Consider the following 12386-nt stretch of genomic DNA (forward strand, 5'->3'; position numbering starts at 1 on the left):
ACCCGCACCAACACCCGCACCCCCGTCACCCCCTGGCGCTACCATGCCCCCGGTAAGGGATCACCGCTGGCTGGGAGGCACGCATGGCTGGGGAGCCGCAGGACGACTGTCTGTTCTGCAAGATCGCGGCGGGACACGTCCCGGCGACCATCGTGCGGGAGACGGACACGACCGTCGCGTTCAGGGACATCAACCCCCAGGCACCGACGCACGTCCTGGTCATCCCGAAGGCGCACTACGAGGACGCCGCGACCCTCGCCGCCGCCGCCCCGGACCTCGCCGCCGACGTCCTGCGCGAGACACGGGCCGTCGCCGACGAGGACAAGCTGGAGAGCTACCGCATCGTCTTCAACACCGGCACCGGCGCCGGCCAGACCGTGTTCCACGCGCACGCCCACGTCGTCGGCGGCCGCGGTCTGCAGTGGCCCCCCGGGTAGCGCGCCGTGTCCGTACGTGAACTGGTGGTCCTCGGCACCGCCAGCCAGGTCCCGACCCGGCACCGCAACCACAACGGCTATCTGCTGCGCTGGGACGCGCAGGGGCTGCTGTTCGACCCGGGCGAGGGCACCCAGCGGCAGATGCTGCGCGCCGGGGTCGCCGCACACGACCTGAACCGGATATGCGTCACCCACTTCCACGGGGACCACTCGCTGGGGCTGGCCGGTGTCATCCAGCGGATCAACCTCGACCGGGTCCCGCACGAGGTCACCGCGCACTACCCGCGCTCCGGGCAGCGGTTCTTCGACCGTCTGCGGTACGCCACCGCGTACCGCGAGACGGTCCAACTGGTCCAGGCGCCGGTCGACGGGGAGGGCGGGACGCTGGCCGCCGACTCCTCGTACACCCTCGACGCGCGCAGGCTCTCGCACCCCGTCGAGTCCTACGGCTACCGGCTCGTCGAGCCCGACGGGCGCCGGATGCTGCCCGAGCGGCTCGCCGAGCGCGGGATCGCCGGGCCCGACATCGGACGGATCCAGCGGGAGGGCGCGGTCGGCGACGTCACGCTGGACGACGTGAGCGAGCCGCGGCGCGGACAGCGGTTCGCGTTCGTCATGGACACCCGGCTGTGCGACGGGGTCTACGCCCTCGCCGACGCGGCCGACATGCTCGTCATCGAGTCCACGTTCCTCGACGAGGACGTGCAACTCGCCGTGGACCACGGGCATCTGACGGCCGGACAGGCCGCCTCGGTGGCCCGCGACTGCGGCGTACGGCACCTCGTGCTCACCCACTTCAGCCAGCGGTACACCGAGCCCGCCGAGTTCGAACGGCAGGCACGCGCCGCCGGGTTCGAGGGGGAGCTGACTGTGGCACACGACCTCATGCGGGTGGCGCTTCCGAAACGGCGGTAGAGCGGCCGTACGATGCTTTGATGCCCCTCCCCAAAGCTGAACTGCACCTGCACATCGAAGGCACCCTGGAGCCGGAGCTGGCGTTCGCGCTGGCCGCCCGCAACGGGGTGGCGCTGCCGTACGCGGACACGGACGCGCTTCGCAAAGCGTACGAGTTCGAGGACCTGCAGTCGTTCCTGAACCTGTACTACGAGCTGATGGCCGTCCTGCGCACCGAGCGGGACTTCGCCGACCTCGCCGACGCCTACCTGGCCCGCGCCGCCGCCCAGGGCGTACGGCACGCGGAGATCTTCTTCGATCCGCAGGCCCACCTCGCGCGCGGTGTGGGGATGGGGACGGTCGTCGAGGGACTGTGGCGGGCGCTGGGCAGGAGCGTGGAGACGCACGGCGTCTCCACGCGGCTGATCATGTGTTTCCTGCGCGACGAGTCCGCCGAGTCGGCCTTCGCCACCCTGGAGGCCGCGCGGCCGTATCTCGACCGGATCACCGGGATCGGACTGGACTCCGCCGAGGTCGGGCATCCACCGGTGAAGTTCCGCGAGGTGTACGAGGCGGCCGCCGCGCTGGGCCTGCGGCGGGTCGCGCACGCGGGGGAGGAGGGGCCGCCGGAGTACATCACCGAGGCCCTCGACGTCCTCGGTGTCGAACGCGTCGACCACGGGCTGCGGTGCGTGGAGGACCCGGCCCTCGTCGAGCGGCTGGTGCGGGACCGGATCCCGCTGACGCTGTGCCCGCTGTCGAACGTCCGGCTGCGGGCCGTCGACACCCTCGCCGACCACCCCCTGCCCGCCATGCTCGACGCGGGCCTGCTGTGCACGGTCAACTCCGACGACCCGGCCTACTTCGGCGGATACGTCGGTGACAACTTCGACGCCGTGCGGCGCACGCTCGGCCTGAGCGAGGAGCGGCTGCGCGAACTGGCCCGCAACTCCTTCACCGCGTCCTTCCTGGAGGACGACGAGGAGCGGCGGGCCCGGTATCTGGCCGAGGTGGACGCGTACGAGTTCGGCTGAGACGGGGGCCGTGCCCGGCGGGGGACGTGCCCGGCGGGGAACGTCAGGCCGAGCGGCGGAAGCCGATCGTGGGGACCGCCCGGCGCAGCGGCCAGGGGCTGACGTGGTCCGTCGGCAGCAGGTCCGCCAGGAAGGCGTACCGGCGCAGCGCCTCGGGGTCCTGGTCCTCCAGCGACCGCACCCGGCGCCACCACGCGGCCAGCTCCGACCAGCCGGGAGCGGACAGCGATCCGCCGAACTCCTGCACCGACAGCGCGGCGGTCAGGCCGGCGAAGGCCAGCCGGTCCGCGAGGGGCCAGTCCGCCAGGGTGCCGGTGACGAAGCCGGCCACGAACACGTCACCCGCGCCGGTGGGGTCCAGGGCCTCCACGGCGATGGCCGGGACCTCCGCCGTCTCACCGGTCCGGCCGTCCACGGCGTACGCGCCCTCCGCGCCCAGGGTCACCACGGCCACCGGGACGTGGTCGGTCAGGGCGCGGGCGGCGGCCCGGGGGCACTCGGCGCCGGTGTAGCGCATCGCCTCGGCCGCGTTGGGCAGGAACGCCTCGCAGTGGGCGAGGTCGGGCAGGCCCGCCAGGTCCCAGGCGCCGGTCTCGTCCCAGCCGACGTCCGCGAAGATCCGGGTGCCCGCGCTCGCGGCGCGCGCGATCCAGGGGGCGCGTACGCCGGGTGTGAGGGAGGCGACGGCGGCGCGGGCGTGGGGCGGGTACTCCGGCTCGGACTGCTCCGGGGGTGCCGCGTGGCCGTGGGACACCATCGTGCGTTCGCCCTCGTAGGCCATGGAGACCGTGACCGGAGAGTGCCAGCCGGCGACCGTGCGGGAGGCGGAGAGGTCGATGCCCTCGCCCTGTTCCAGGGCGTCCCAGCAGTACTCGCCGTAGTGGTCGTCGCCGAAGGCCGCCGCGAGGGAGGTCCTCAGGCCCAGCCGGGCCAGGGCCGTGGCCATGTTGGCCACACCGCCGGGGCTCGATCCCATGCCGCGCGCCCAGGACTCCGTCCCGCGCACCGGGGCGGAGTCGAGGCCGGTGAAGATGATGTCGAGGAAGACGGTGCCCGTCAGGTAGACGTCCCAGGGCGGGTCGTCCGGTGCGCGCAGGGCCCTCAGCGGGTCGACCTGGGGCCGGTGCGGTCGCTCTCCCTTGAACGCGGTCACGATGTGCTCCCTGGCGTGGTGCGGATCCAGCCAGTCTGCACCACGGCGCTCCGCTCGGGGGCGGGGTCGGGGTGGTGGGGGGCTCGGGTGTGTTGTCGGGTGCGGGTGCGTGGGGCTTCTCGCGCAGTTCCCCGCGCCCCTGAAAAGCAGGGGCTGCGCCCCGTGCTTTTCAGGCCCGCGGGGCCGGTGCTTCTAGGGGCGCGGGGCCGGTGCTTTTAGGGGCGCGGGGAACTGCGCGACCAGCCCCCACGCACCCGCACCCGAAGACGCATCCGAAGACGCACCCGACAACACACCCGACAACGCACCCGGCGGCTACCAGCGCGGCATCCGCGGTGTCACCCAGCCGGGGTCGGCCGCGCGCATCGCGGCCGCGTCGTCCCGCTCCCGCAGGGAACCGTCGTCCGACAGCCACCGCTGGTGCAGGAACTCCAGCTTGTCCCGGTCGAGTTCGACCCCGAGGCCCGGCGCGTCCGACACCCGGACCGCCCCGTCCTCGAACGTGAGCCGCGAGGTGAGGACGTCCTCCGACTGCCACGGATAGTGGGAGTCGCAGGCGTGGTGCAGATTCGGCACGGTCGAGGCCACCTGGGTCATCGCCGCCAGACTGATCCCCAGGTGGGTGTTGGAGTGCATGGAGACCCCCACACCGAACGTCCGGCAGATCGCGGCCAGTTCACGCGTGTTGCGCAGACCGCCCCAGTAGTGGTGGTCGGAGAGGACGACCTGCACGGCCCCCTTCGTGAACGCCTCCTCGATCTCCGCGAAGGTCGTCACGCACATGTTGGTGGCGAGCGGCACGGACGTCCCCGCCGCCACCTCGGCCATCGCGGGCGTCCCGAGCGCCGGGTCCTCCAGGTACTCCAGCACGTCCGCCAGCGCGTCGGCGACCCGCAGGGAGGTCGCGACGGTCCACGCCCCGTTCGGGTCCAGCCGCAGCGGGTGACCGGGGAACGCCTCGGCCAGCGCGCGGACCGCCGCGATCTCCTCGTCCGGCGGGAAGACACCTCCCTTGAGCTTGAACGACCTGAACCCGTACCGGTCCTTGAACCTCCGGGCCTGCGCGACGACCCCGGCCGGGTCGACCGCCGCTCCCCAGTCGTCCTTCTGGCAGGCGACCCCCGCGGGATGCTCCGCCCACTTGTAGAAGAGGTACGCGCTGTACTCGACGGTGTCCCGGAGCTTCCCGCCGAGCAGGGCGTGCACGGGCAGCCCCAGCGCCTTGCCGAGCGCGTCGAGACAGGCGACCTCGAACGCCGAGACGACCGACAGCCGCAGCTTGTCGGCGGTCTGCACACCCCGCAGCCCGCCCACGTCGACCTGCCGCGAGACCCGTGCCCCGTCGACCGCCACCTCGTCGGCGAGGACGGGCAGCGCGTTCAGCTCGCCGACCCGGCGGCCCACCAGCTTCCGCGCGAACGGCCGGGCCAGCTCCAGGTACTTGGTGTCGCCGTACGTCTCGCCGACCCCCGTGGTGCCGTCGGCGGTGACGACCTCCACGACGAGCCGCGGGGTGTACGGCTGGTGCACGCCCTGCGTGTTCAGCAGTGGCGGGTCGGCGACCAGGATCGGGGTCAGCCGGACGTCGGTGACGGTCAGGTCGCGGGTCACAGGGCGGCTCCGGCGGTCGGTGCGGCGGACACGGTGCGGGCGGGGCCGGAGGCGGGCGGGCCGACCAGGCCGAGGCCGTCGGCGAGCAGCTTCTCCAGGTCCGCGAGGTCGGCCGGCGAGGGATCGGTGAGCGGGGCGCGTACGGGGCCGACGGGGCGTCCGCGCAGCCGGGCCGCCGCCTTGACCAGCGAGACCGCGTATCCGGGGCGGCGGTCGCGCAGCTCGACGAACGGCACGTAGAAGCCGCGCAGCAGCCGGTCCACCGTCGCGTCGTCGCCGCCGCGCAGCGCGTCGAAGAAGGCGCCGGCGATCTCGGGCGCGAAGGCGTGCACGGCGGAGGAGTAGGCGGGGACGCCGACGGCGGCGTACGCGCGGGCCTGGATCTCGGCGGTGGCGGCGCCGTTGAAGAAGAGGAAGCCCTCGGGCGCGGCGAGCGTGAGGCGCTGCAGCCGGTCGAGGTCGCTGTGGCCGTCCTTGAGGCCGACGACGTGCGGGATCCGGGCGATCCGCCGCAGCGACGCGGCGGTGAAGGCGACCTGACCGCGCTGGTAGGCGACGAGCGGCAGCCGGGTGCGGGCGGCGATCTCCTCCAACTGCCGGACCAGGCCCTCCTGCGGGGCGGCGACGAGGTAGTGCGGCAGCACGAGCAGGGCGTCGGCGCCCGCCTCCTCGGCGATCCGCGCGAACCGTACGGCCTGCGCCCAGCCGTAGCCGATGCCCGCGACGACGGGCACCCGGCCCGCGGTGACCTCCACGGCGGCGGTCACGACCTGCCGGTACTCGTCCTCGTCGAGCGAGAAGAACTCGCCGGTGCCGCAGGCGGGGAAGACGGCGCCGGGAGCGGTGGCCACCTGCGCGTCGAGGTGCGCGCGGAAGCCGTCGGGGTCGAGGGAGCCGTCGGCGCGGAAGCTGGTGAGCGGGAACGACAGGACGCCCTCCGCCATGCCGTGCCGCAGCCGCCGGACCGTGTCCGGGAAGGGGTCCGTGACCGGGCCGGCCGCCGCTCGGGTCGCCGGGTCCGGGTCTGAGTCCGTGTCGATGCCCACACGCATCATCTTCCTATGGAGACGTCATTCATGTATGAGAATGGAGATTAGGTAACTGAACGAGGAGCGTCAAGAGGCCCGCGGGCGGGGTCGGCGGCCCGCATACGATCGGCCCATGGCGGAGACAGACGGCGCCGGGGGCGTCCGCGAGGTGAAGTCGGCGGCCCGCACGGTCGACCTGCTGGAACTGCTGGCCGCGCGCGGCGACCGCCCCGCACGCCTCCAGGAGCTGGCGGACGAGCTGGGGGTCCCGCGCAGCTCGATGTACGCGCTGCTGCAGACCCTGATCGGCCGCGGCTGGGTCCGCACCGACACCACGGGCTCCCTCTACGGCATCGGCATCCGCGCCCTGCTCACCGGCACCGGCTACCTGGACTCCGACCCGCGCGTGCGTGCCGTACGGCCGTATCTCGACGAGGCGTCCGAGGCCCTCGGCGAGACCATCCACCTCGCCCGTCTCGACGGCACGGACGTCGCCTACCTGGCCACCCGCGAGTCCCACGAGTACCTGCGCACGATCAGCCGCGTCGGCCGCCGCCTGCCCGCCCACGCCGGCGCCCTCGGCAAGGCCCTCCTGGCCGAACGCCCCGACACGGACCTCCCCGAGGGTCCCTACCGGGCGCTCACCCCGAACACCCGCACCACCCGCGAGGCCCTCGCCGCCGACCTCGCCGCCGTCCGCGCCCGCGGCTACGCCGTCGACCGCGAGGAGGGCGTCACCGGCATCGTCGGCTTCGGCTTCGCCCTGCGCACCGACACCCCGGCCGAGGACGCCGTCAGCTGCTCGGTCCCGGTCGCCCGGCTGACCCCGGAGCACGAGCGCCGCATCGTGGAGGTGATGCGGGAGATCCGCGCGAAGATCGAGGCGGCCGTCCCGGGAGGGGCGGGAGCGCCGGTCTGGCGCTGAGCGGCCGGGCCCGCGGCCGGAAGGGTCCCGGGGCGTGGCCCCAGCCGTTCCCGGTAAAAGCCCTACGGCACTGTCACCGCCGCGTCGTACCCTGGGAAGGGCAACACGAGCCCCACGGCCAAGAGGAGGAACCGCGGCCTACAGAGCCGGCCCATGACTCAGACACGCACAGCTCACACCTCCGCGCAGGGCAAGGCGAGAGCGCAGTTCACCGTCCCCGCGGCGCACCCCATGGTGACCGTGCTGGGTTCCGGCGACTCCCTCCTGCGCGTGATCGAGAAGGCCTTCCCGGCGGTCGACATCCATGTCCGGGGCAATGAGATCAGCGCGGTCGGCGAGGCCCCCGAAGTCACTCTCGTCCAGCGCGTGTTCGACGAGATGATGCTGGTGCTCCGCACCGGACAGCCGATGACGGAGGACGCAGTGGAACGCTCGATCGCCATGCTGAGAGCGAGCGAGAACGGGAAGAGCGACGGCCAGGAGACCCCGGCCGAGGTGCTGACGCAGAACATCCTGTCCTCGCGCGGCCGCACGATCCGCCCCAAGACGCTCAACCAGAAGCGGTACGTCGACGCCATCGACAAGCACACCGTCGTCTTCGGCATCGGCCCCGCCGGCACCGGCAAGACCTACCTGGCCATGGCCAAGGCCGTCCAGGCCCTGCAGTCCAAGCAGGTCAACCGGATCATCCTGACCCGCCCGGCGGTCGAGGCCGGCGAGCGCCTGGGCTTCCTCCCGGGCACCCTCTACGAGAAGATCGACCCCTATCTGCGCCCCCTGTACGACGCGCTGCACGACATGCTCGACCCGGACTCGATCCCGCGGCTGATGGCCGCCGGGACCATCGAGGTCGCACCCCTGGCGTACATGCGCGGCCGGACGCTCAACGACGCCTTCATCATCCTCGACGAGGCCCAGAACACCTCGCCCGAGCAGATGAAGATGTTCCTCACCCGCCTCGGCTTCGACTCGAAGATCGTCATCACCGGTGACGTGACCCAGGTCGACCTGCCGAACGGCACGAAGTCCGGTCTGCGCCAGGTCCAGGACATCCTGGAGGGGCTGGACGACGTGCACTTCTCCCGGCTGTCGTCGCAGGATGTCGTCCGGCACAAGCTCGTCGGCCGTATCGTCGACGCGTACGAGAAGTACGACAGCGAGCACGGCACCGAGAACGGCGGTCACCAGGGCGGCCGGGGCAGGCAGTCCGGGCCCAAGGGGAAGTAGACAGACACCGCACCATGTCGATCGACGTCAACAACGAGTCCGGAACCGAGGTCGACGAGCAGGCGATCCTCGACATCGCCCGCTACGCGCTGACACGGATGCGCATCCACCCCCTCTCCGAGCTGTCGGTGATCGTGGTGGACGCGGACGCCATGGAGCAGCTGCACATCCAGTGGATGGACCTCCCCGGTCCGACCGATGTGATGTCCTTCCCGATGGACGAGCTGCGGCCGCCGTCGAAGGACGACGACGAGCCGCCGCAGGGCCTGCTCGGCGACATCGTGCTCTGCCCCGAGGTCGCCGAGAAGCAGGGCAAGGACGCCGAGACGCAGCACTCCATGGACGAGGAGCTCCAGCTCCTCACCGTCCACGGGGTGCTGCACCTGCTCGGCTACGACCACGAGGAGCCGGACGAGAAGGCCGAGATGTTCGGCCTCCAGGCCGCCATCGTGGACGGCTGGCGCGCGGAGAAGGGCTTCACCGGCCCCTCCCCGGCACCGACCGTGTCATGAGCGCGACTCTCATCGGGGGTGCCGTCGCCCTGGTCGTCGTCGCCTGGCTCGCCGCCTGCGCGGAGGCGGGCCTCGCGCGCGTCTCCAGCTTCCGCGCCGAGGAGGCCGTACGGTCCGGGCGGCGCGGCAGCGCCGGCCTCGCCCAGATCACGGCCGACCCGACCCGCTATCTGAACGTCGCGCTGCTGCTCCGCGTGGCCTGTGAGATGGCCGCCGCGGCGCTCGTCACGTACGCCTGCCTCCAGGAGTTCGACGCGACCTGGGAGGCGCTGGTCGTCGCGATCGGCGTGATGGTCCTCGTGAGTTACGTGGCCGTCGGCGTCTCCCCGCGCACCATCGGCCGCCAGCACCCCCTGAACACGGCCACGGCGGCGGCGTACGTGCTGCTGCCGCTGGCCAGGATCATGGGCCCGATCCCGAACCTGCTGATCCTCATCGGTAACGCGCTCACCCCCGGCAAGGGCTTCCGGCGCGGCCCGTTCGCCTCCGAGGCGGAGCTGCGCGCGCTCGTCGACCTGGCCGAGAAGGAGTCGCTGATCGAGGCGGAGGAGCGCCGCATGGTGCACTCGGTCTTCGAGCTGGGCGACACCCTCGTCCGCGAGGTGATGGTCCCGCGCACCGACCTGGTCGCCATCGAGCGCTACAAGACGATCCGTCAGGCCCTCACCCTCGCCCTGCGCTCCGGTTTCTCCCGCATACCCGTCACCGGCGAGAACGAGGACGACATCGTCGGGATCGTGTACCTGAAGGACCTGGCCCGCAAGACGCACATCAGCCGGGACGCCGAGAGCGAACTGGTCTCCACGGCCATGCGCCCCGCCGTCTTCGTCCCCGACACCAAGAACGCCGGCGACCTGCTCCGCGAGATGCAGCAGGAGCGCAACCACGTCGCCGTCGTCATCGACGAGTACGGCGGCACCGCCGGGATCGTCACCATCGAGGACATCCTGGAGGAGATCGTCGGCGAGATCACCGACGAGTACGACCGTGAACTCCCGCCCGTCGAGGAACTCGGCGAGGACCGCTACCGCGTCACCGCCCGCCTCGACATCACCGACCTCGGCGAGCTGTACGGCCTGGAGGCCTACGACGACGAGGACGTGGAGACCGTGGGCGGCCTCCTCGCCAAGGCCCTGGGCCGCGTCCCCATCGCCGGGGCCTCCTCGGTCGTCGCGCTGCCCGACGAGCGGGAACTGCGTCTGACGGCGGAGGCCGCGGCCGGCCGCCGGAACAAGATCGTCACGGTGCTGGTGGAGCCGATCGGCCCCGCCGGGCCGCCGGAGGAGGCGAAGTCCGAGTGACTCCCGAGGAGTTGAGGAGCTTCTGCCTCTCCTTCGACGAGGCCGTCGAGGACTTCCCCTTCCGTCCCGAGATCTCCGTCTTCAAGGTCCTCGGCAAGATGTTCGCCCTCAGCTGGATCGACCAGCGTCCCCTCAAGGTCAACCTCAAGTGCGACCCCGAGGACGCGATCCGGCAGCGCACCGCGCACCCCGGCCTGATCGCCCCCGGCTATCACATGAACAAGCGCCACTGGAACACGGTGACCCTCGACGCGGGCCTGCCCGACGGGCTGGCCCGGGAGCTGATCGAGGACTCGTACGACCTGGTGGTGGCCGGACTGCCCCGCGCGGACCGGCTCCGGCTCGACCGGGCGTGAACCGTATGCTCGGCTCATGACCGACAGCAGCGCGCTCGACCTCGACCCCGAGGACCGCAAGATCGTCACCCTGGCCCGTTCCGCGCGGGCCCGCAACGCGGTGCCCGAGGGGGCGGCCGTCCGGGACGAGACGGGCCGTACGTATGTCGCCGGGACCGTGGCCCTCGACTCCCTGCGGCTGAGCGCGCTGCGCACGGCCGTCGCCATGGCGGTCGCCTCCGGCGCCACGTCCCTGGAGGCGGCGGCCGTGGTGACCGCCGCCGACACCGTCTCCGACGAGGACCGTGCCGCCGTACGGGACCTCGGCGGCCCGCAGACCCCGGTCCTCCTGGCCGGCCCCGACGGATCCGTCCGGACGACGCTCCGGGCGGGCTGAACGCCACCGGGGGACCGCCGCCGGGCCGTGCGGGCCCGCTTTCTTCGACGGCCGGCCGGTGCGCCCGCCCGGACCCCGTCGGCGGGACGAGCGGGGCGAGGCGCCACCCGTGACGCGGGCGGGCCCGAGCGGCCGCTGCCGCGAGGCGCGGGCCGAGCGGTCGGCCGCGGGTGCCGTGCCGGGACCGGTCCTTCGGGCGCCTGAGCCGCGCCGCGAACGTGGACCGGTCGCCGCGGTACACCGCGGCACCCCCTCCACCGGCTGCCCCTCCTGGTCCGGCAGGTGGCGGGAACGGTGACCGCGGCCGGCCGGTGCGCCCGCCCGGACCCCGTCGGCGGGACGAGCGGGGCGAGGAGCCACCCGTGACGCGGGCGGGCCCGAGCGGCTGCTGCCGCGAGGCGCGGGCCCGAGCGGTCGGCCGCGGGTGCCGTGTCGGGACCGGTCCTTCGGGCGCCTGAGCCGCGCCATGAACGTGTACCGGTCGCCGCGGTACACCGCGGCACCCCCTCCACCGGCTGCCCCTCCTGGTCCGGCAGGTGGCGGGAACGGCGACCGCACGCCCGGCGGGGCCGGCACGGGGAGTCCGGTCCTGGCCGGTGGGTGAGGTCGGGGCGTTCGCCGTAGCGTGTTACGGCCGGTAACGGCCCTTCGGGCTGTTCGAAAACCGTGCGCGGGCGAGTGGACCTCCCCGCCGGGGCGTCGGCGAAAGTGCGCGGGACGGGACAGATCGGCGCGCCGGCGCCGGGCCTCGGGCGCGTGGCCGGGGCCGTCGGCGAACGGGTTCGGCCACTTTCACCCGCCCCGGCACGAGCGGCGGAGCGCCCCTTGCAATATTGAGCCGCCCGCGTCTCAATGGAGCCGTTCTCCTGACGGACCGTCATATTCCGCTGTGCGGCCGCGCAGTGCACCGCCCCCACATGGCAACGCCCGTACCGGGACGTACGGGGGCTCCCCCATGCCCCCGCGCGCCTCCCGTACCAGGGAAGGGACTTCGCTCGATGAGACGCATACGACTCGGAGCCGGCTCGGCGCTCCTCGCGGGGACGCTGGCCGTCGGCGGCCTCGCGCTCGCCCCCACCGCCGCGGCCGTCACTCCTGACGTCGCGACGATCAACGCCACCTGCACGATCGGCGGTTCCGGAGTGGCCACGCTCACGGCCACCCAGGACGGCACCTCCGCCACCGTCACCGTCACCTCCGCCACCGTCACCGTCACCTCCGAGGACATCACCGCTCCGATCGCCCTCGCCGAGGACTCCATCCAGTCCACGCTCACCCTGGTGAACGCGAGCGGCGGCACCGTCGCCTTCACCGGCACCGAGAACCCGGCGCTGGCCGCCGGGGACGGCGTGCAGGTCGGGCCCCTCACCGGCACCGTCGCCCCCGGGGACTCCCTGGACGCCTTCGGCGGCTCGCTGCAGATGGTGATCTTCGGGTTCCCCGTGACGTGCACCGCGGGCGCGGCCCAGTCGCCGGGACCGTTCGTCTTCGACTGATCCGCCCGCACACCCCGGGCGACGGGTGAGGGGTGG

The 12386-nt window shown here is 72.9% G+C and carries 13 protein-coding genes; 10 read left to right on the forward strand and 3 right to left on the reverse strand.

The features are described 5' to 3' along the window. Positions 1-83: 83 nt before the first annotated feature. Genes PYR72_RS31775 through PYR72_RS31785 form a run of 3 tightly spaced genes read left to right on the forward strand, consistent with a single transcriptional unit; the run spans position 84 to position 2365 of the window. Positions 84-437, forward strand: coding sequence for an HIT domain-containing protein (locus PYR72_RS31775; RefSeq protein WP_275458454.1), 354 nt, complete (start codon positions 84-86; stop codon positions 435-437). Positions 438-443: 6 nt separating this feature from the next. Beyond that, a complete protein-coding gene (locus tag PYR72_RS31780; protein ID WP_275458455.1) occupies positions 444-1352 on the forward strand; it encodes a ribonuclease Z in 909 nt (302 codons plus the stop codon). Between the two features lie 20 nt (positions 1353-1372). Continuing rightward, entirely contained in the window at positions 1373-2365 is a 993-nt protein-coding gene (locus PYR72_RS31785; RefSeq protein WP_275458456.1) for an adenosine deaminase, read from the forward strand. Between the two features lie 43 nt (positions 2366-2408). Here PYR72_RS31785 and PYR72_RS31790 read toward each other — a convergent pair whose 3' ends face one another. From PYR72_RS31790 to PYR72_RS31800, 3 genes are all read right to left on the reverse strand, one after another. Further along, on the reverse strand, positions 2409-3518 hold the full coding sequence (locus tag PYR72_RS31790; protein WP_275458457.1) for a PfkB family carbohydrate kinase: 1110 nt from the start codon (positions 3516-3518) through the stop codon (positions 2409-2411). A gap of 315 nt (positions 3519-3833) precedes the next feature. After that, on the reverse strand, positions 3834-5129 hold the full coding sequence (locus PYR72_RS31795; RefSeq protein WP_275458458.1) for a glucarate dehydratase family protein: 1296 nt from the start codon (positions 5127-5129) through the stop codon (positions 3834-3836). Next, positions 5126-6184 carry a 5-dehydro-4-deoxyglucarate dehydratase gene (locus PYR72_RS31800; protein ID WP_275458459.1) on the reverse strand — a complete coding sequence of 353 codons (1059 nt, stop codon included), beginning with the start codon at positions 6182-6184 and terminating at the stop codon, positions 5126-5128. The genes PYR72_RS31795 and PYR72_RS31800 overlap by 4 nt, the downstream gene beginning before the upstream one ends. Before the next feature lie 106 nt (positions 6185-6290). On the opposite strand from PYR72_RS31800, the gene PYR72_RS31805 reads away from it, so the two are divergent. The 7 genes from PYR72_RS31805 to PYR72_RS31835 all read left to right on the forward strand — a co-directional run bounded on the left by PYR72_RS31805 (position 6291) and on the right by PYR72_RS31835 (position 12350). Then, positions 6291-7082, forward strand: coding sequence for an IclR family transcriptional regulator (locus PYR72_RS31805; RefSeq protein ID WP_275458460.1), 792 nt, complete (start codon positions 6291-6293; stop codon positions 7080-7082). 153 nt (positions 7083-7235) lie between these two features. Further along, positions 7236-8309 (forward strand): PhoH family protein, encoded by a 1074-nt coding sequence (locus PYR72_RS31810; RefSeq protein WP_059081073.1) that lies wholly within the window; start codon positions 7236-7238, stop codon positions 8307-8309. Between the two features lie 14 nt (positions 8310-8323). Then, positions 8324-8821, forward strand: coding sequence for an rRNA maturation RNase YbeY (gene ybeY, locus PYR72_RS31815; RefSeq protein WP_059081074.1), 498 nt, complete (start codon positions 8324-8326; stop codon positions 8819-8821). Next, positions 8818-10122 carry a hemolysin family protein gene (locus tag PYR72_RS31820; protein ID WP_275458461.1) on the forward strand — a complete coding sequence of 435 codons (1305 nt, stop codon included), beginning with the start codon at positions 8818-8820 and terminating at the stop codon, positions 10120-10122. The genes ybeY and PYR72_RS31820 overlap by 4 nt, the downstream gene beginning before the upstream one ends. Next, positions 10119-10478, forward strand: a complete 360-nt coding sequence (locus PYR72_RS31825; protein ID WP_275458462.1) for an MmcQ/YjbR family DNA-binding protein — start codon at positions 10119-10121, stop codon at positions 10476-10478. The genes PYR72_RS31820 and PYR72_RS31825 overlap by 4 nt, the downstream gene beginning before the upstream one ends. Before the next feature lie 16 nt (positions 10479-10494). Next, positions 10495-10854 (forward strand): hypothetical protein, encoded by a 360-nt coding sequence (locus PYR72_RS31830; RefSeq protein WP_013003756.1) that lies wholly within the window; start codon positions 10495-10497, stop codon positions 10852-10854. A gap of 998 nt (positions 10855-11852) precedes the next feature. After that, a complete protein-coding gene (locus PYR72_RS31835) occupies positions 11853-12350 on the forward strand; it encodes a hypothetical protein (protein ID WP_275458463.1) in 498 nt (165 codons plus the stop codon). The last annotated feature ends 36 nt before the right edge of the window (positions 12351-12386 follow it).

Source organism: Streptomyces sp. VNUA24, assembly GCF_029167005.1.
Lineage (GTDB): Bacteria > Actinomycetota > Actinomycetes > Streptomycetales > Streptomycetaceae > Streptomyces > Streptomyces scabiei.